This window comes from Pseudomonas sp. 31-12 (genome assembly GCF_003151075.1).
Classification (GTDB): domain Bacteria; phylum Pseudomonadota; class Gammaproteobacteria; order Pseudomonadales; family Pseudomonadaceae; genus Aquipseudomonas.
On the sequence record NZ_CP029482.1, the window covers coordinates 1,760,992 to 1,780,752 of the forward strand.

The following is a 19,761-nucleotide window of genomic DNA, read 5'->3' on the forward strand; positions in this document are numbered from 1 at the left end:
CCCTTGCCCTTGCCCTTGCCCTTGCCCTTGCTTCGGATCTTGATCTTGATCTTGATCTTGATCTTGATCTTGATCTATCTGCCCCTTTCCCAGAGGCCGAATGGAGGGGCAAAGCCTTTGGTTCCTTTTCGGCGTTTGGAAAAGGGACTCGCTGTAAAAGCGAAACCGCCAGCCGCCGCTACCGCAGAAACGGATATGCCCCCAATCCCATCCCAACCCAATCCCCCCCCAATCCAAACCTCAACCCTGTACCCAGTTGTTCAAAGTTGTAACAGCCTCAACCTCACAACACCTCCGATAAAAAATAAACCATTTAAAACCAACAACTTATCGAAATTCAAAGGCTGTTACAGCCAAATCGACCACAGATTGCCGCCTTACTGAACACTCGTTTAGTATGGCCTCAAGTCGCATCACCTCATGCCAAACACAATAATTCGAGGATTCGCATGACTAATCACTCTTCTCTGCTCAGACAGGTCGAAGCCGGCGTGGCCTGGATCACGCTCGATCGCCCCGATCAGCGCAACGCGCTGGACATTCCAACCCTGAAAAACCTGCACGCCTTGCTCGATGAGTTCAACGCCGATCCCGCCGTTCGAGTCGTGGTGCTGACCGGCAGCGGCCGCAGTTTCTGCGCCGGTGCCGACCTCGCTGAGTGGGCCGAAGCCGAAGCCCGTGGCGCCCTAGAAAGCTATGGCTGGACCGAAACCGCCCACGCACTGATGAGCCGTTTGTACAGCCTCGAAAAACCAACCATCGCCGCCATCAACGGCACCGCCGTCGGCGCCGGGATGGACCTGACGCTGTGCTGCGACCTGCGCATCGCCGCGCAATCGGCACGCTTCAAGGCCGGCTACACCAGCATGGCCTACTCGCCGGACGCCGGTGCCAGTTGGCATCTGCCGCGCCTGATCGGCACCGAGCAAGCCAAGCGCCTGCTGTTCCTCGACGAGTTGTGGGGCGCCGACCGTGCCTTGGCCGCCGGTCTTGTCGGCGAAGTCTGCGCCGATGATCAACTGCACGACGTGACCACTGAGTTGGCCACGCGCCTGGCCAACGGCCCGACGTTCGCTTTCGCCCAGACCAAAAAACTCATGCGCGAAGGCGCCCAGCGCAGCCTGCCGGAGCAACTGCAAGCCGAGCTCGCCGCCGGCCTGCTCTGCGGTCGCAGCAAAGACGGCGCCGAAGCCTTGCGCGCCGCCATCGAAAAACGCCCGGCACGTTTCAGCGGCCAATAGATCTGCCGGCTTGCCCGAACACCTACTCAGCACATGAACAACAGGTAGCCCCATGAATTTCCAACTGACCCAAGAACAAGAAATGTTGGTGGACGCGGTACGCAGCTTTGTCGCCAAGGAACTGCTGCCTCATGAGGAAGCGGTCGACCGCGCCGACGAAGTCTCCCCCGAATTGGCGGCACAGATTCGCGGCAAGGCCATCGCGGCGGGTTTCTATGCCTTCAACATGCCGGAAGAAGTCGGCGGTGGCGGCCTCGATTACCTGTCCCAGGCGCTGATCGAGCGTGAACTGTCCAAGGTCTCCTGGGCGCTGCATGTGTTCGTCGCGCGGCCGTCGAAAATCCTCATGGCCTGCACCGGTGATCAGATCAATGACTACCTGCTACCGTGCATCCAGGGCGAGAAGATCGATTGCTTCGCCCTGACCGAACCGGGCGCCGGTTCCGACGCCAACGCGATCAAGACCCGTGCCGTGCGCGATGGCGATGACTTCATTCTCAATGGCAGCAAGCACTTCATCAGCCACGCCGGGCACGCCGATTTCGCCATCGTTTTCGCCGTCACCGACACCTACGAACACAACGGCAAGCAGCGCAACGCCGTGACCTCGTTCCTGGTCGACCGCGACACGCCGGGCATGACCATTCGCCGTGGTCCCAAGTGCGTGAGCAACCGCGGTTACCACACCTTTGAAATGTTCTTCGACGACTGCCGCGTCCCCACCAATAAAGTGCTGGGCGAAGTCGGCAAGGGCTGGGACGTGGCCAACGCCTGGCTCACCGCCGGGCGGGTAATGGTCGCCGCCAACTGCGTCGGCCAGGCGCAGCGCGCGCTCGACGTGTCGCTGCAATGGGCGGCGGATCGCAAGCAATTCGGCCAGCCGATCGGCACCTATCAAGGCATCTCGTTCAAGCTCGCCGACATGGTCACGCAGATCCGCGCCGCCGAACTGTTGACCCTGCACACCGCCTGGAAAATGGATCAAGGCAGCATGACCGATGGCGAGGCCGGCATGGCCAAACTGTTCGCCAGTGAAGTGCTCGGCAAGGTCGCCGACGAGGCGGTGCAGATCTTTGGCGGCATGGGCCTGATGGATGAATGCCCGGTGGAACGCATCTGGCGCAACGCGCGGATCGAGCGCGTCTGGGAAGGCACTTCGGAGATCCAGCGCCACATCATTTCCCGCGAATTGCTGCGGCCGCTGCTGCGCTGACCGGTCCGGAGAACTTCTATGTCGCAGACGATTCGTGACAACCTCAAACGCATGCTCGCGCCGCGCCACGTGGCGTTTGTCGGTGGCCGCAGCATGGCTCGCGCGCTCAAGCGTTGCGCCGAAGGCGGCTACCTTGGCGAGATGTGGCTGGTCAATCCGCAGAATGACAGCCTTGAAGGCGTGCCGTGTGTGCGCAGCATCGCCGAACTGCCGTGCGGCCCGGACGCGGTGTTCATCGCGACCAACCGCGAGCTGACTCTGACCTGCGTTGCCGAGCTGGCCGCCAAGGGTGCGGGCGGTGCGATCTGCTACGCCTCCGGGTTCGCCGAAACCGGCGCCGAAGGCCAGGCCTTGCAGCAACAATTGCTCAAGGCCGCCGGCAACATGGCCTTGCTCGGCCCCAACTGCTACGGCTTGCTCGACTACCTGCACAGCTCCGCGCTGTGGCCGGTGGCCCATGGCGGCAAACCGGTGGAGAAGGGCGTCGCCGTCCTGACCCAGAGCGGCAACTTTGCCTACAACGTGTCCATGAGCGACCGCTCGCTGCCGGTGGCCTACATGGCCTCGGTGGGCAATCAGGCGCAACTGGGCATCGCCGAACTGATGGACGTGTTGCTCGACGAGCCGCGCGTCACCGCCATCGGCTTGCACCTCGAAGGCCTGAAAAACGTACCGGGTTTTGCCCGCGCTGCGCACAAGGCATTGGAGAAGGGCATCCCGATCATCGCCCTGAAAACCGGCGTGTCGCAGATCGGTGCCGAATTGGCGCTCAGTCACACCAGCTCGCTGTCCGGTTCCGATGCGCTGTACGACAGTCTGTTTGCGCGCCTCGGCGTGATCCGCGTCAGTGGCCCGGTGAGTTTTGTCGAAACCCTGAAAGCGGCGGCGTGCGGCAAGCTGCCGGCGGGCAACAGCCTGATCGCGCTGGCCTGTTCGGGAGGTGACGCCGGGCTGATTGCCGACTACGCCGAACGCAACGACCTGAGCTTGCCGACACTCGATGAAGGTCAGCGCGGCGAGCTGGCGCAAGTGCTGCCGAGCTACGCCAACCTGGTCAATCCGCTGGATTTCACCACGGCAATCTGGGGCGACGGCGAAGCCTTGAACCGCATGCTCGACAGCGCCCTGCGCACCGAAGCCGATGCGGCGATGCTGGTGCTCGATTACCCGTCGGAATTCACCGGCGAACGCAAGGAATGCGACCTGCTGCTGGAGCTGTATTGCGCCGCCCTGGTCCGCCACGGCAAGACCGGTTTTGTCACCTCGGCCTTCCCGGAACTGCTGCCGGCCCACGCCCGTGAGCGCCTGCATGCCCAAGGCGTGGCGGCGTTGCAAGGCGTCGAAGACGGGCTCGCCGCGTGGGGCCGAATTGCTGGCTATCAACGCAACCGTCAAGCGTTGCTGGCGCTCGGTGAATCGGCGCTGGTGCCGCACTGCCCGCTGGCGCTGGCGCTGGCGCTGGAAGGCGAAGGTCGCTTGCTCAATGAGTGGGATTCGAAAAAAGCGTTGCGCGCCTTCGGCCTGCAAACGCCCAACGGCGTATTGAGCACCCCGGACGAGGCATTGAGCGACGCCAACGCGCTGGGTTATCCGTTGGTGTTGAAAGCGGTCAGTGCCCAACTGCCGCACAAAACCGAAGCCGGCGCCGTGGCGTTGAACCTCAAGGACGCCGCCGCCCTCAGCATCGCACTGGAAAAAATGCGCGCGAGCATTGCCGATTACGCGCCGCAGGTGCCGTTCGATCAAGTGCTGCTGGAACCGATGGCCAAGCCACCGTTGGCCGAATTGATCGTCGGCATCAAACGCGAAAACGACTTTGGCCTGGCGCTGGTCATCGGCGCTGGCGGGATTCTGGTGGAGTTGCTCAAGGACAGTCGCAGCCTGTTGCTGCCGACCACCGACGGCGCCATTCGCCAAGCGTTGTTGAGCCTGCGCAGTGCCCCGTTGTTACAGGGTTTTCGTGGGCGCGAAGCGGCGGATCTGGACGCGCTGGTGGCGGCGATTCGTGCGGTGGCCGATTACGCCTGCGAGAACGCCGGGCAGTTGCTGGAACTCGATGTGAACCCATTGTTGGTCGGTGCCCACGGCACGACTGCGGTCGATGCGTTGATTCGCCTCGGCCACGAATGAGGAAGTGAACATGCAAAGCACAACATTGACCGGCGGCCAGGCCCTGGTGCGCCTGCTGGCCAACTACGGCGTCGATACCGTGTTCGGTATCCCCGGCGTACACACGCTGGAGTTGTATCGTGGCTTGCCCGGCAGCGGCATTCGTCACGTGCTGACGCGTCACGAGCAGGGCGCCAGTTTCATGGCCGACGGCTACGCGCGGGTCAGCGGCAAACCCGGTGTGTGCTTCATCATCACCGGCCCCGGCGTGACTAACGCCGCGACCGGCATCGGCCAGGCGTATGCCGACTCGATTCCGATGCTGGTGATTTCCAGCGTCAACCACACCGCCAGCCTCGGCAAAGGCTGGGGCTGCCTGCACGAAACCCAGGACCAGCGCGCAATCACCGCGCCGATCACCGCGTTTTCAGCCGTGGCACTCAGCGCCGAGGACCTGCCTGAATTGATCGCCCGTGCCTATGCGGTGTTCGACAGTGAACGTCCGCGTCCGGTGCACATTTCGGTGCCGCTGGACGTGCTGTCGGCAAAAGTCAGCCGCGACTGGAGCAATGAAGTGGTGCGTCGTCCAAGCCGTGGCGTACCGGCCGCCACGGCGCTGGATCAGGCCGTGGCCAAGCTGCAAAACGCCAAGCGGCCAATGATCATCGCCGGCGGCGGTGCATTGAATGCGCAGCAGGAACTGCATGAACTCAGCACCCGACTCGCCGCGCCGTTGTTCACCAGCGTCGCCGGCAAAGGCCTGTTGCCGCCGGATGCACCGCTCAATGCCGGTTCGACCCTGTGCGTAGAGCCGGGCTGGCAACTCATCGCCGAGGCCGACGTGGTGTTGGCCGTCGGCACTGAAATGGCCGACACCGACTTCTGGCGCGAGCGTCTGCCGCTGAACGCCGAACTGCTGCGCGTCGACATCGACCCGCGCAAGTTCAACGATTTCTACCCGTGCGCGGTGGCGCTGCAAGGTGATGCGCAACACACCCTCGTCGCGTTGCTGGAACGTCTGCCAACCGGCAAACGTGATGCCAGTGCCGCGATCGCGTCCGTTGCTGCACTGCGTGAAGCGGTGCAAAACAGCCACGGCCCGTTGCAGTCGATCCACCAGGCAATTCTCGAGCGGATCGCCGCCGAGCTGCCGGACGATGCCTTCATCAGCACTGACATGACCCAACTGGCCTACACCGGCAACTACGCCTTCAACAGCCTGGCGCCGCGCAGCTGGTTGCATCCGACCGGCTACGGCACCTTGGGTTATGGCTTGCCAGCGGGCATCGGCGCCAAGTTCGGCGCACCGCAGCGGCCCGGTCTGGTGCTGGTCGGCGACGGTGGTTTTCTCTACACCGCGCAAGAACTGGCCACCGCCGTCGAAGAGCTGGACAGCCCGCTGGTGGTGTTGCTCTGGAACAACGACGCGCTGGGGCAGATTCGTGACGACATGCTCGGCCTGGATATCGAGCCGATTGGCGTGCTACCGCGCAACCCGGATTTTTCCGCCCTCGGCCGCGCATTCGGCTGCACCGTGACCGAACCGCAGAGCCTGGCCGAACTGCAAACCGATTTGCGCCACGGCTTCAAGCGCAACGGCGTGACCCTGATCGAACTCAAGCATGCGTGCGCGCTCTGACGGCCATTTTTTTACAGGGCTTTTTTTAGGGGATGGGGACATGCGCTTTTCCGATCTGACTCAACGTATCGCTGGTGACGGCGCCGCCGCCTGGGACATTCATTACCGTGCTTTGGCGCTGCAAGAACAGGGTCAGGACATCCTGTTGCTGTCAGTCGGTGACCCGGATTTCGACACGCCGCTGCCGATTGTCCAGGCGGCCATCGACAGCCTGTTGTCTGGCAATACCCACTACGCCGACGTGCGTGGTAAACGCGCGTTGCGTGAAAGCATCGCTAAACACTACGGAAAACGCAGCGGCCAGCAGGTCTCGGCGGATCAGGTCACCGTGCTCGCCGGGGCGCAATGCGCGTTGTTCTGCGTGGCGCAGTGCGTACTGAATCCGGGCGACGAAGTGATCGTCGCCGAGCCGATGTACGTGACCTATGAAGCGGTGTTCGGTGCCTGTGGCGCGGTGGTGATTCCGGTGCCGGTGCGTTCCGAAAACGGTTTTCGGGTGTTGCCCGAAGACGTCGCCGCGCGCATCACGCCGCGCACTCGGGCGCTGGCGCTGAACAGCCCACACAACCCGTCGGGTGCCAGTTTGTCGCGCGGCACCTGGCAGGCGCTTGCAGATTTGTGCATCGCCTACGACCTGTGGCTGATTTCCGATGAGGTCTACAGCGAGTTGCTGTTCGAGGGCGAACACATCAGCCCGGCGAGTTTGCCGGGCATGGCCGAGCGCACCGCGACGCTGAATAGCCTGTCGAAATCCCACGCCATGACCGGCTGGCGCATCGGCTGGTCGATCGCCCCACCGGCGCTCGCCGAACACCTGGAAAACCTCGCGCTGTGCATGCTCTACGGTTTGCCGGACTTCGTGCAGGACGCCGCCGTCGTCGCGCTGGAAAGCAACCTGCCGGAACTGGAAGCGATGCGCGAAGCCTATCGCCAGCGTCGGGATCTGGTCTGCGAATGCCTGGCCGACTGCCCCGGGGTGCGTGCCTTGAAGCCCGATGGCGGGATGTTCGTGATGGTCGATATCCGCGACACCGGGCTCAGCGCCCAGGCGTTTGCCGACCGTCTGCTCGACCGTCATGGCGTCGCGGTGCTGGCCGGTGAAGCCTTCGGCCCGAGCGCTGCCGGACACATTCGTCTGGGACTGGTATTGGGCGCAGAACCCTTGCGTGACGCCTGCCAGCGAATCACCCGTTGCGCCACTGAACTGATGGAAGACCCAGTCTATGCATAACCACAAGACGCTGTTTATCGATGGTCACTGGCAGACCCCGTCGGGGCAGGGCATCGCCGAAGTCATCAACCCGGCCACTGAAGAAGTCGCAGGTTCGGTACCGCTGGGCGATGAGCGCGATGTTGACAACGCGGTGGCCGCGGCGCGTCGGGCGTTCGGTCCTTGGTCACGGACGCCTTCAAGCGTTCGCGCCGGATACATCCGCGCGCTCGCCGAGCAGTTGCGCGCGCGGGCCGACGAGATGGCCGCGGTCATCACCACTGAGCTGGGGATGCCGGTGCAATGGTGCCGCTCGGTGCAGGTCGACGGGCCGATCATCGGCCTGGAGCAATACGTCGAACTCGCCGGCCTGATGGACGAAGTGCGCGAGGTCGGCCATTCGTTGGTGATTCGCGAAGCCGTCGGCGTGTGCGCCTTCATCAACCCGTGGAACTACCCGCTGCATCAACTGATCGGCAAGCTCGCACCGGCGCTGGCCGCCGGTTGCACCGTGGTGGTCAAGCCGAGTCAGGAAACCCCGTTGCACGCGTTTTTGCTGGCGCAGATGATCGAAGCGATCGGCTTGCCAGCCGGGGTGTTCAACCTAGTCAGCGGTCCGGGTTCGAAGGTCGGCGAAGCGCTGGCCAAACACCCGGATGTGGACATGGTCTCGTTCACCGGCTCCACCGGCGCCGGGGTGCGCGTGGCGCAAGCGGCGGCGCCTTCGGTGAAGCGCGTGTGCCTGGAACTGGGGGGCAAGTCACCGTTGTTGATCGCCGAAGACGCCGATCTGGCCGCCGCCGTGCGCTACGGCGTGCAGGACGTGATGATCAATTCCGGGCAGACCTGCACCGCGTTGACCCGCATGTTGCTGCCCGCCAGCCGTTACGCCGAGGCGGTGGAACTGGCCATCGCCGAAACCCAAAGCCTGCGCATGGGCGATCCGCTGGACCCACAGAGTTTCCTCGGACCGATGTGTTCGGCGGCGCAACGCCGCACCGTGCGTGACTACATTCAGGTCGGCCAGCAGGAAGGTGCGCGACTGCTGTGTGGCGGCGATGCAACGCACGCATTCGAGCGCGGTTACTACGTCAGCCCGGCGCTGTTCGCCGATGTCGACAACCGCATGCGCATCGCCCAGGAAGAAATCTTCGGGCCGGTGCTGTGCCTGATTCCTTACGCCGATGAAGCGCAAGGGATTCAGATCGCCAACGATTCGCCGTTCGGTCTGTCCAGCGGTGTCTGGGCCGGCAGCACCGAGCGTGCCTTGCAGCTTGGCCGTCAACTGCGTGCGGGCCAGTGTTTCCTCAATGGCGCCGCGTTCAATTATCAAGCGCCGTTCGGTGGCTACAAACAGTCGGGCAATGGCCGTGAATGGGGAGAAGAAGGGCTCAACGAGTTTGTCGAAGTGAAGGCGATCCAGGTGTGACCGTTGACGATTCAAACGATCTGCGCACCGGGCCCTGGCCCGGTGCCTTGCGTGGCTTCAAACCGGTAATTCATTACTAACTTGCTTGTGATCAGGGGCAATGCAATGAGCGATAACAAAAACAACATTACTCAAGCGAACCATGAATTCAGTTTTCCTCGTAGGGACTTCCTCAAATACAGCGCCGCGGCGGCCGCCGTCGCCGGGGCGTTTTCCATGGGCTTGCCGATGGGCGCCTATGCCCAGGAAGCCACGCCCAAAACGGGCGGCGTGTTGCGCCTCGGCCTGGCGGGTGGCAGCACCACCGACTCCAAAGACCCCGGCTCCTGGAGCGACACCTTCACCTTCGTCGGCTTCTCGGCGGTCTATAACACCCTGACCGAAATCGCCGTGGACGGCACCGCCATACCGGAACTGGCCGAGAGCTGGACTTCGACGCCAGACGCGCGCATCTGGACTTTCAAGTTGCGTCAGGGCGTGACCTTCCACAACGGCAAGACCCTGACGGCGGAAGACGTCGTCGCGTCGATCCAGCATCACCTCGGCGAGAAATCCACGTCAGCGGCGAAAACCGTGTTGGGCGACGTCGCCAAGGTCAGCGCCCAAGGCACTGACAGCGTGGTGTTCGAACTGAAGTCGGGCAACGCCGATTTCGCCTATGTGGTCGCCGATTACCATCTGGTGATCATGCCGGCCAAGGACGGTGTGCCGGACTGGCAGGCCGGCATCGGCACCGGCGGCTATCGCCTCAAGGACTTCGAACCGGGTGTGCGCATGGGCCTGGAACGCAGCCCCGATTACTGGAAAGCGGGCCGGGCGCACTTCGCCAGCGCCGAGCTGATTGCGATTTCCGATGGCGCGGCGCGAATCAACGCGCTGGTCACCGGGCAGGTCGATGTGATCAACAAGGTCGACTTGAAAACCGTGGCCTTGCTCAAGCGCAATCCGAACCTGGTGATCGAAGAAACCAAAGGCGCGCAGCACTACACCTTCCCGATGTTGTGCGACAGCCAGCAGTTCCAGGACAGCAACATCCGCCTGGCGATGAAACACGCGATCAATCGCGAAACGCTGTTGGCTTCGGTGTTGTATGGCTATGGACTGGTGGGCAACGACCACCCCATCCAGCCTGGCAGCCGCTTTATCAACACGGCGCTGGAGCAACGCGCTTACGACCCGGACAAGGCGCGTTTCTACCTGCGTCAGGCCGGTGTCGACTCGCTCAAGGTTCGTCTGCAAGCGTCTGACGCGGCGTACAGCGGCGCGGTGGATGCCTCGGTGTTGTTCAAGGAGCAGGCGCGTCAGGCCGGGATCGATATCGACGTGGTTCGTGAGCCGGCGGATGGCTTCTTCTCCAATGTCTGGATGAAGCAACCGTTCACCACGTCCTTTTGGTACAGCAGCCTGACCGCCGACCGGATGTTCAGCATCGGCTACGCCAAGGGCGCCGCGTGGAATGAAACCCATTGGGACAACCCGCGCTTCAACCAACTGCTGAACGCCGCCCGCGGCGAGATGAACGACCCGTTGCGCCGCGAGATGTACAACGAAATGCAGGCGCTGTGCCGGGACGATGGCGGGGCGATTGTGCCGTTGTTTGCCAGTTCGGTGGCGGCGCGCTCGAACCGCGTCGTGCACGGCGGCCAGACCGCGCCTTACGGCGAGCTGGATGGGTTGCGCGTCATCGAGCGCTGGTGGCAGGCGTAAGGGAATCTTCAAACCAGTGAAGATCCAGTGTGGGAGCGAGCCTGCTCGCGATGGCGGTGAGACATTCAACATCGATGTTGGATGTGCCGGCCTCATCGCGAGCAGGCTCGCTCCCACAGTGGAAGTTCGCAGTTTTTGCAAGCGTGCCCATTTCAAGGACCTGCATGATGAATAGTATTTTCAAGCTGTTGGCGCAGCGTTTGGCATTGGGGTTGTTATCGCTCTTTGCGGTATCAGTCATCATTTTTCTCGCCGTCGGCATGCTCCCGGGCGATATCGCCCAGGCCATGCTCGGCCAATCCGCCACCCCGGAAACCGTCGCGGCGTTCCGCACGCAATTGGGCCTGGACCTGCCACCGCTAACCCGCTTCGCTCACTGGATCGGGAACCTGCTGCAAGGGGATCTCGGGGTTTCGCTGGCCAACCAGCGGCCGATCGCCGACCTGGTCGCTACACGCCTGGGCAACACCTTCAGCCTGGCGGCGCTGGCGGCATTGGTGTCGGTGCCGCTCGCGTTGTTGCTGGGGATGCTCGCGGCGCTGTATCGCAACAGTTGGTTCGACCGCTTGCTCAATACCAGCGCCCTCAGCGCCGTATCGTTTCCAGAGTTCTTCGTCGTCTACCTCCTGATCCTAGTGTTCGCGGTGAAGCTCAACTGGTTCCCGAGCATTTCCAACCTGGCTCCGGACGCTTCGTTTGGCACCGTGCTGGAACGCTCGGTGCTGCCGGTCGCGACCCTGAGCCTGGTGGTTATCGCGCAGATGATGCGCATGACCCGCGCCTCGCTGATCAACTTGCTGGCCAGCCCGTACATCGAAATGGCCCGGCTCAAGGGCATCAGCCAGTCGCGCATCATCTTCCGCCACGCCTTGCCCAACGCCCTGGCGCCGATCGTCAACGTGGTGGCGCTGAACCTCGCCTACCTGGTGGTCGGCGTGGTGGTGGTCGAGGTGGTGTTCGTCTACCCGGGCCTCGGCCAATTGCTGGTGGACTCGGTGGCCAAGCGCGACATCCCGGTGGTCCAGGCCTGCAGCCTGATTTTCGCGGCGACCTACATCCTGCTCAACACCACGGCGGATGTGCTTTCCATCGCCAGCAACCCACGCCTGATGCATCCGAAGGGGTAGAACATGAGCTTGTTCAAACAATTGGTCCGGGCGCCGCTGAGTGCCCAGTTCGGACTGCTGGTGATCATTCTGTACATTTTCGTGGCGCTGTTCGCCCCGTTACTGGCGCCGTATGGCGAAACGCAAGTGGTCGGTGAGGGCTTTGCGCCGTGGAGTGGCCAGTTTCTGCTGGGAACCGATAACCTCGGGCGCGACATGTTCAGCCGCCTGGTCTACGGCGCGCGCAACACCTTGGGCATCGCGTTCCTGACCACGGTGCTGGCGTTCCTGCTCGGCGGCCTGAGCGGTTTGATCGTGGCGATCAAGGGCGGCTGGGTCGATCAGGTCTTGTCGCGGGTCGTCGATATCCTGATGGCGATTCCGCAGCTGATTTTCGCCTTGCTGATCCTCAGCGTGGTCGGCACCACCGCGACGTCGCTGGTGCTCGTCATCGCGCTGCTGGACGCAACCCGAGTGTTTCGTCTTTCGCGGGCCGTGGCGATGAACGTGGTGGTGCAGGACTTCGTCGAAGCCGCCCGCCTGCGCGGTGAAGGCCTGTGGTGGCTGGTCACTCGCGAAGTGTTGCCCAACGCTGCCGCGCCGCTGATTGCCGAGTTCGGTCTGCGCTTCTGTTTCGTGTTTTTGTTCATCAGTGCGCTGTCGTTTCTCGGTCTGGGCATTCAACCGCCCACCGCCGACTGGGGCAGCATGGTCCGCGACAATGCGGTGCTGATTACATTCGGCGACGTCAGCCCCTTGCTGCCCGCCCTGGCGGTGGCGTTGATCACGGTCAGCGTCAACTTCGTCGTCGACTGGATGCTGCATAAATCCAGCGGCCTCAAGGAGTGCTGAACATGACCGCGATCACAAACGAAAAGCCGCTGCTGGACATCCGCGACCTGCACATCGAAGGTCATTACGAAGACGCCTGGCACCCGCTGATCAAGGGCATCGACCTGACCCTGCAACGCGGAGAAGTGCTGGGGCTGATCGGCGAATCGGGGGCCGGCAAGTCGACCCTCGGCCTCGCCGCCATGGGCTACACCCGCGACGGCTGTCGGATCACCGGCGGCTCGGTGCAGTTCGACGGCATCGACCTGCTGCACGCCAAACCCGAAGCGCTGCGCAAACTGCGTGGCCTGCGAATCGCCTACGTGGCACAAAGTGCTGCGGCGTCGTTCAATCCGGCCCATCGCTTGATTGATCAGCACGTAGAAACCGCCGTGAAAAACGGCGGCATGAGCCGCGCCCAGGCAATGGCGGAAGCGGTGGAGCTGTATCGGGTGCTGCGTTTGCCGAACCCGGAACAGATCGGCCAGCGCTATCCGCATCAGGTGTCCGGCGGGCAGTTGCAACGGGTCATGACCGCCATGGCCATGGCGTGCCATCCCGACCTGATCATCTTCGACGAACCGACCACTGCCCTCGACGTCACCACGCAGATTGAAGTGCTGGCCGCCATTCGCGATGCAGTGGCGACGTACGGCAGCGCCGCGATTTACATCAGCCACGACTTGGCGGTGGTCGCGCAAATGGCCGACCGGATCATGGTGCTGCGCCACGGCAAACTGGTGGAGGAGGCCGAAACCCGCCAGATGCTTGGCGATCCGCAAGAGGATTACACCAAGTCCCTGTGGGCGGTGCGCAGCTTTCGCACCGAGCCCAAGCCGTGCCCGCAGCAGGAAAAACCGCTGCTGGAATTACGCAAAAGCTGCGCCAGTTACGGTCATCAACCGGTGCTGCACGATGTCTCGCTGAAGCTGTATCGCGGCCAGACCCTGGCGGTGATCGGCGAGTCCGGCAGCGGCAAAAGTTCGACCGCGCGCTTGATCACCGGCCTGCTGGCGCCGACGTCGGGTCAGGTGCTGTATGACGGCGAGGCGCTGCCGGCGGACTTTCGCCGGCGCAGCAAGGAGCAATTGCGGCGCATCCAGATGATCTACCAGATCCCGGATACAGCACTGAACCCGCGTCAGCGCATCGTCGACATCATTGGTCGGCCGCTGACGTTTTATCTGGGGCTCAAGGGCAAGGCGATGCGCGCGCGGGTGGCCGAGTTGCTGGAAATGATCGAGCTTGATCCGGCGACCTTCATGGAGCGCCAACCCCGCGAACTGTCCGGTGGTCAGAAGCAACGCGTGTGCATCGCCCGGGCATTGGCGGCTGATCCGCAGTTGATCATTTGCGACGAAGTGACCTCGGCGCTGGATCAACTGGTGGCCGAAGGCGTGCTGAAACTGCTCAACCGGATTCAGCAGCAACTGGGCGTCGCTTATCTGTTCATCACCCACGATGTCGCCACCGTCCGGGCGATTGCCGATGAGGTGCTGGTGATGCAGCGGGGCAGGGTGGTCGACCACGGTTCGCGCAGCGCCATTTTCACCCCGCCGCATCAGGATTACACCGGGCTGCTGTTTTCATCCGAACCGCAAATGGACCCCGACTGGCTCGACCGGTTGCTGGCCACGCGCGCGTTATCGTCCTCCGATTCAAAACCTGTAAACGTTTAGGGAATTGCCATGAAAGTTCTGATTGTCCACGCTCACCCGGAGCCGAAATCCTTTACCGCCGCCCTGCGTGACCAGGCGGTGGCGACACTCGAGGCCCAGGGGCATGAGGTCCAGGTCAGCGACCTGTATGCGATGAACTGGAACCCTGTGGCCAGCGCCGATGACTTTTCTTCGCGGGAGAACCCCGAATACCTGGTGTATGCGCTGGAACAACGATTGGGGGTGAAGAGCCAGTCGCTGGCGCCGGACATCCAGCAAGAACTCGACAAGCTGTTGTGGGCCGACTTGCTGATTCTGAACTTCCCGATTTTCTGGTTCTCGGCCCCGGCGATGCTCAAGGGCTGGATTGATCGGGTGCTGGTGTCGGGGATCTGCTACGGCGGCAAACGCTTTTACGACCAGGGCGGATTGAGCGGCAAAAAGGCGCTGGTGACGGTCACCTTGGGTGGCCGCGAGCATATGTTCGGTGACGGCGCGATCCACGGTCCGCTGGAGGATATGTTGCAGCCGATCCTGCGCGGCACGCTGGCTTATGTCGGGTTTGATGTGCTGGAACCCTTTGTGGCGTGGCATGTGCCGTACATCAGCGATGAAGCGCGCAAGGACTTCCTGCAGAGTTATCAGCAGCGTCTGGAGCATCTGAGTGATGATCAGCCGATGCAGTTTCCGCGGTTGTCGCAGTTTGATGAGGCGTTGTATCCGTTGCCTGGCTAAAAGGGGCGTTGGCCAAGAGTTTGATGGGGCTCTTTCGGGCCCCTTCGCGAGCAAGCCCGCTCCCACATTGGATCTGTGGCGATCACAAATCCCCTGTGGGAGCGGGCTTGCTCGCGAAGGGGCCAGTCATATCAACCCAAAATACCGAAGCTGTTCACAGCACCTGAACAGTTTCGGCATTGGTTTTTTTGGTTTAAATCTCCTTCACCGGCGTCTCACCCTCAACCCCTTTGATCAACCCGATGGCATGCAGGCAATCCGCCTTGTTCACATACGACTCGCCACTGGCGATCGTCTCGTGATTCCCCGCCCTCAAGCGCCAGCGCCATTGTCCTTTCCCGGTGCTCGGCGTGCCTTTGGATTGCCTGTAAATCTCGAAATACATTCTGCTCGCTCCATGCGATGGGTAATTGCGACAACCTGTGTGACGCATCGGGGGCAAGCCTAGCGGAGCTGGGTTTTTTGACCATCAGGCATTTGTTTCCAATAGTTTGAGGGCATTTCCTACAGCCGAATTGGCCGGAGTGGATGGCCAAAATCCCCGCAGTTTCGCCCTTGCATCACCTCCCTCGGTCCTGCTTAATACGACACGGCTCATGGCGTCGGGCAGCTGTCGGCGACCTCGGATTGTAGAAAAATCACTATAAAAAAGAGCAATCAATTGACTCATCAGCACGGAACGCAACTGAACGGGCATTTGCAGCTTTCGCTCGTGATCCCGGTGTTCAATGAAGCGGCGACCATCGATTTGTTCATCGCACGGATCACTGACGTCTTCAAGGAAGAGACGCTAGTTGGTCTGGAAATGGTCTTCGTCAACGACGGCAGCACCGACACCACGCTCGACCTGCTGCTGGAGCGACAGCAGACCGATGCGCGCCTGCGCATCGTCGACTTGAGCCGCAATTTCGGCAAGGAAGCGGCTCTGACCGCCGGTTTGCAGACCGCCACTGGCCAGGTGGTGGTGCCGATCGATGTCGATTTGCAGGACCCGCCCGAAGTCATTCTCGACATGATCGCCCTTTGGCGCGAAGGCTATGAAGTGGTGCTGGGCCATCGTGTGAGCCGCAAGACCGACACCTGGGCCAAGCAGACCTCGGCCAACTGGTTCTACCGCCTGCACAACAAAATCGCCGAGCAACACCTGCCGGAAAACGTCGGCGATTTTCGCCTGATGGACCGTTGTGTGGTGGATGCCTTGCAGACGCTGCCCGAGTCCCGGCGCTTCATGAAAGGCCTGTTTGCCTGGGTCGGCTTTCGCACCACCCACGTGAACTACGAGCGCTTGGAACGGGTGGCAGGAGCGACCAAGTTCAACGGTTGGCGCTTGTGGAATTTCGCGCTGGAAGGCATCACCAGTTTCAGCACGGAACCGCTGCGCATCTGGACGTATCTGGGGCTGGTCGTCTCGCTGATCTCTTTCTCGTTCGCCATTTTTATCATCCTGCGCACCCTGATCTCCGGTGTCGATCTGCCGGGTTATGCCTCGCTGATGGTCGCCGTCACGTTTCTGGGCGGCCTGCAATTGATCGGCATCGGTGTGCTAGGTGAATACCTCGGCCGGACGTACATCGAGTCAAAACGCCGCCCGGTGTATCTGGTGCGCCGCGTCTATGACCCAAAGGACTGACCATGGATCTCAAGGAAACCGACATCCTCGGTTCGAGCATTGACCAACATTGGTATTACGCCTCCAAAGCTGCGGCCACGACGCGAATGCTGGGCCATACGCCGTTCAAAAAGATTCTCGATGTGGGCGCAGGCTCCGGGTTCTTTTCCCACCATTTGCTGACGTATTCAGCGGCCGGTGAAGCGTGGTGCGTCGACATCAGTTACGACGCCGATTCGGACGCCACCACCGCCGGTAAACCGGTGCATTACCGTCGCGACATCGACGCGGTGGACGCCGACCTGGTGCTGCTGATGGATGTGCTGGAACATGTCGATGACGATGTCGGGTTACTCAAGGCCTACGTCGATAAAGTGCCCTCCGGCAGCCGTTTCCTGATGACGGTGCCGGCGTTCCGGTTTCTCTGGAGCGGGCACGATGAGTTCCTTGAACACAAGCGCCGCTATACCTTGCCGCAGCTGGAGACGGTGGCTCGGGAGGCCGGTTTGACCGTGAAGCAGGGCGCTTACTACTTCGGCCTCGTGTTCCCGATTGCCGCCACCCTGCGCTTGCTGCCCAAAGGGGCACAACAGTTGCCACCGCGCTCGCAACTCAAGCAGCACCATCCGCTGGTGAATACGATCTTGAAGTCGCTGTGCAGTGTTGAACTGCCGTTCATGGGCGCAAATCGTCTGGCCGGGCTGACGGTGTTTGTCCTGGCGCAGAAGCCGTGACGGCAGCCGAAAAATCCGCCTTGATCCAGCGTGGCCTGCGCTTTGCCGTGACCGGGTTGTTCGTCACGGCCCTGCATGCGCTGGTGGCCGTGTTGTTCATCCACTACGTATTGCCTCTGCCACCCTTGGCCAATGGCGCGGCGTTCGCCGTGGCGACCATCGTGTCTTACCTGATCAATACCACCTGGAGCTTTTCAGCCCGTTTGCACGGCAAAACGCTGCTGCGCTTCATGATGGTGTCCGCTGCCGGTTTCCTGCTGGCGATGCTGGTGGCCTGGGCCGCGCAAATGGCCGGGCTGCATTATTTGCTGGGGATTTGTGCTGTGGCGCTGACCCTTCCGGCCTTCACCTTTGTATTGCATAACTTCTGGACGTATCGATGACGGAATCAGCTAAACGCCTGGCGATCACCCTTTTGCCCCTGTTGATCGGTGTCATGGCCTTTTTCCTCATCATTGGTCCGCGAGCGCTCAACCCGCAGAACATCGCGTGGCTGGGTAACGGCGACCCGGCGACGCATTACCTTGGATGGGTGTTTTTCCGGCAGTCGCCGTGGACATTTCCGATAGGGCTCAATCCTTCCTATGGAATGGAATTGGGCAATGGCATCATTTTTTCTGATTCCAATCCGCTGCTGGCTTTCCTGTTCAAGCCCTTCGCTGCGCTGTTGCCGACGCCATTTCAGTATTTCGGTATCTGGTTCCTGACCTGCTTCGTCCTGCAGGCGTGGTTCGCCTGGAAAGTGGTGGGGCTGATGTCCTCGCATGTGGGTGTACGTGCGGTGAGTACGGCGTTGTTTCTCTTTGTGCCGCCGATGCTCATGCGCATGCCCTTCCATTTGTCACTGGGTGGGCATTTCCTGGTGCTGGCCTCGTTTTACCTGGGCCTGCATCCGCACCTGCGCCATCGACGCCTGGCCTGGGGCGCGTTGCTGGCGGCGGCCGCGCTGGTCCATGCATACTTTCTGGCGATGGTTGCATTGATCTGGATCGCCGATCTGGCTGCGGGGTATTTCAAGAAGAAACTGACGCTACGGTCTGCGTTGATCGAGTTCATCGCGCTGTTTTCGTTGGTCAGCTTTTGCTGTTGGCAGGCCGGGTATTTTTCGGTGAGCGCCGAAGGTGCGATCTCCGGCGGTTTCGGCATCTACGGCATGAACCTGCTGTCACTGTTCGATTCGGGGAATTGGTCTTATCTACTGAAGGATCTGCCCGGTGTTCAAGGGTTCGGTGACGGGGAAGGGTTTGTCTTTCTGGGCCTCGGGCTGATCACGCTGGGCATTTGCGCCGTGGTCGGTTTGCTTCAAGGCACGACAGGTTTCGGGCACCACGTGCGGCGCCGACCTTTTTTGCTGTTGGCGCTGGCAGGGCTGACGGTGTTCGCGATTTCAAACCATGTGGCGCTGGGCTTGCTGGAGTTCACCTATCCGCTGCCGCCGGTGGTGATTTCCATCGCCAACATCTTCCGCGCCTCGGGGCGCATGTTCTGGCCTGTGTACTACGCAATTATCATTGCCATCATTTTCCTGGTCATTCGCGCCAATACGCCGCGCACAGCCTTGAGCCTGTTATCGCTGGCGCTGCTGATACAGATTCTGGACACTCATGCCGGCTGGGTCGGGGTTCGCAAGCAATTGATGATGGAACCGGCGTCGAAATGGGCGTCGCCCATGGTCGATCCGTTCTGGGAAAGCGCGGCGGCCCATTACAAGAACATTCGCTGGATAGTCCCGCAGAATCTGTCCCCGCAGTGGATGTCCGTGGCGGCTTTCGCAGGTGCCCATGGTTTGCCGACGAATGCCGTTTACCTAGGGCGGATGGACACGGCCAATTGGATAAAGGCCGAGCAGGATACGGCTCGTGAAATGGCGTCGGGCAAGTACGACGCCGACTCGTTGTACCTGCTTGATGAGCGTGCGTTGATCCAGTCGGTGAGAAACATCAATACCCAAACAGATCTCTTCGCCCGGATTGACGGGTTCACGGTCCTGGCTCCGGGCTGGAAACAGTGCAGCACTTGCTTGCAGGCGACTTCTCAAATCAATCCGCTGGACCTGGTGCCGTCCCTCGAACCCGGACAAAAAACCCTGTTCACTTACGGCAACAAGGGCGGGGCGCTGCTTGCCAAGGGCTGGTCCGAGACTGAACCCTGGGGGGTCTGGTCCAAAGGGCCCGACGCTGAAGTCATGTTCCGGACCCCGGCGCCTGTGCATTCCTTGCGTCTGGAGACCACGGCGTTTCTGCCGCCTGGCCATGCGCGGCAGCGGGTTGTCATCAGCATCAACGGCCTGCCGGCAACGAATACCGAGCTTGAGCAGGCCGATGGCAACGTGATCGATGTTCCCCTCACCACCGAGATGCAGCAACGGGTGTCGAGTCAGGGTGTCGTGAGGTTGCAACTGCAGTTTGCCGACGCCGTCAGCCCGAAACAGTTTGGGCTCGGCCCGGACGTTCGCCAACTCGCGCTAGGGTTGAAGGCCTTGACGGTCAATTGAGGGGGCGCGCACGTAGACGCCCCCGTCGCGCCTTTCTACACTGCCG

Annotated in this window: 16 protein-coding genes; 15 read left to right on the plus strand and 1 reads right to left on the minus strand. The window is 61.7% G+C overall.

Features of this window, described 5'->3' with window-relative positions; translation table 11 throughout:
• The first annotated feature begins 449 nt into the window (after nt 1–449).
• The 11 genes from DJ564_RS08180 (at nt 450) to DJ564_RS08230 (ending at nt 14,878) form a co-directional block, all read left to right on the plus strand.
• Nucleotides 450–1,241 carry an enoyl-CoA hydratase/isomerase family protein gene (locus tag DJ564_RS08180; protein WP_109628422.1) on the plus strand — a complete coding sequence of 264 codons (792 nt, stop codon included), beginning with the start codon at nt 450–452 and terminating at the stop codon, nt 1,239–1,241.
• A gap of 52 nt (nt 1,242–1,293) precedes the next feature.
• Nucleotides 1,294–2,454 (plus strand): acyl-CoA dehydrogenase family protein, encoded by a 1,161-nt coding sequence (locus DJ564_RS08185; RefSeq protein ID WP_109628423.1) that lies wholly within the window; start codon nt 1,294–1,296, stop codon nt 2,452–2,454.
• Between the two features lie 18 nt (nt 2,455–2,472).
• Complete coding sequence (locus tag DJ564_RS08190) at nt 2,473–4,584, plus strand: acetate--CoA ligase family protein (RefSeq protein ID WP_109628424.1); 2,112 nt, start codon at nt 2,473–2,475, stop codon at nt 4,582–4,584.
• 10 nt (nt 4,585–4,594) lie between these two features.
• Complete coding sequence (locus DJ564_RS08195) at nt 4,595–6,202, plus strand: 5-guanidino-2-oxopentanoate decarboxylase (protein WP_109628425.1); 1,608 nt, start codon at nt 4,595–4,597, stop codon at nt 6,200–6,202.
• Nucleotides 6,203–6,242: 40 nt separating this feature from the next.
• Nucleotides 6,243–7,433: a pyridoxal phosphate-dependent aminotransferase gene (locus DJ564_RS08200; RefSeq protein WP_109628426.1), complete on the plus strand. Its 1,191-nt coding sequence runs from the start codon at nt 6,243–6,245 to the stop codon at nt 7,431–7,433.
• Nucleotides 7,426–8,841, plus strand: coding sequence for an aldehyde dehydrogenase family protein (locus DJ564_RS08205; protein ID WP_109628427.1), 1,416 nt, complete (start codon nt 7,426–7,428; stop codon nt 8,839–8,841). Before DJ564_RS08200 ends, DJ564_RS08205 begins: the two co-directional genes overlap by 8 nt.
• 105 nt (nt 8,842–8,946) lie before the next feature.
• Nucleotides 8,947–10,548 (plus strand): ABC transporter substrate-binding protein, encoded by a 1,602-nt coding sequence (locus tag DJ564_RS08210; protein WP_109628428.1) that lies wholly within the window; start codon nt 8,947–8,949, stop codon nt 10,546–10,548.
• A 167-nt stretch (nt 10,549–10,715) separates the two neighbouring features.
• Nucleotides 10,716–11,675 (plus strand): ABC transporter permease, encoded by a 960-nt coding sequence (locus DJ564_RS08215; protein ID WP_109628429.1) that lies wholly within the window; start codon nt 10,716–10,718, stop codon nt 11,673–11,675.
• Nucleotides 11,676–11,678: 3 nt separating this feature from the next.
• The gene (locus DJ564_RS08220) at nt 11,679–12,506 is read left to right on the plus strand and encodes an ABC transporter permease (RefSeq protein ID WP_109628430.1); all 828 of its coding nucleotides are present in this window, start codon (nt 11,679–11,681) and stop codon (nt 12,504–12,506) included.
• Between the two features lie 2 nt (nt 12,507–12,508).
• Nucleotides 12,509–14,164, plus strand: a complete 1,656-nt coding sequence (locus DJ564_RS08225) for an ABC transporter ATP-binding protein (RefSeq protein ID WP_109628431.1) — start codon at nt 12,509–12,511, stop codon at nt 14,162–14,164.
• 9 nt (nt 14,165–14,173) lie between these two features.
• Nucleotides 14,174–14,878, plus strand: a complete 705-nt coding sequence (locus DJ564_RS08230) for an NAD(P)H-dependent oxidoreductase (protein ID WP_109628432.1) — start codon at nt 14,174–14,176, stop codon at nt 14,876–14,878.
• Between the two features lie 193 nt (nt 14,879–15,071).
• Here the strand turns inward: DJ564_RS08230 and DJ564_RS08235 are convergent, their stop codons facing one another.
• Nucleotides 15,072–15,263, minus strand: coding sequence for a DUF1508 domain-containing protein (locus tag DJ564_RS08235; protein WP_010462174.1), 192 nt, complete (start codon nt 15,261–15,263; stop codon nt 15,072–15,074).
• 276 nt (nt 15,264–15,539) lie between these two features.
• Here DJ564_RS08235 and DJ564_RS08240 point away from each other — a divergent pair, with 276 nt between their 5' ends.
• Genes DJ564_RS08240 through DJ564_RS31945 form a run of 4 tightly spaced genes read left to right on the plus strand, consistent with a single transcriptional unit; the run spans nt 15,540 to nt 19,715 of the window.
• A complete protein-coding gene (locus DJ564_RS08240) occupies nt 15,540–16,508 on the plus strand; it encodes a glycosyltransferase family 2 protein (RefSeq protein ID WP_109628433.1) in 969 nt (322 codons plus the stop codon).
• A gap of 2 nt (nt 16,509–16,510) precedes the next feature.
• Nucleotides 16,511–17,221, plus strand: coding sequence for a bifunctional 2-polyprenyl-6-hydroxyphenol methylase/3-demethylubiquinol 3-O-methyltransferase UbiG (locus tag DJ564_RS08245; RefSeq protein ID WP_109628434.1), 711 nt, complete (start codon nt 16,511–16,513; stop codon nt 17,219–17,221).
• Complete coding sequence (locus DJ564_RS08250; protein ID WP_109628435.1) at nt 17,218–17,604, plus strand: GtrA family protein; 387 nt, start codon at nt 17,218–17,220, stop codon at nt 17,602–17,604. Before DJ564_RS08245 ends, DJ564_RS08250 begins: the two co-directional genes overlap by 4 nt.
• Nucleotides 17,601–19,715: a DUF6311 domain-containing protein gene (locus tag DJ564_RS31945; protein WP_162556186.1), complete on the plus strand. Its 2,115-nt coding sequence runs from the start codon at nt 17,601–17,603 to the stop codon at nt 19,713–19,715. Before DJ564_RS08250 ends, DJ564_RS31945 begins: the two co-directional genes overlap by 4 nt.
• Nucleotides 19,716–19,761 lie beyond the last annotated feature (46 nt).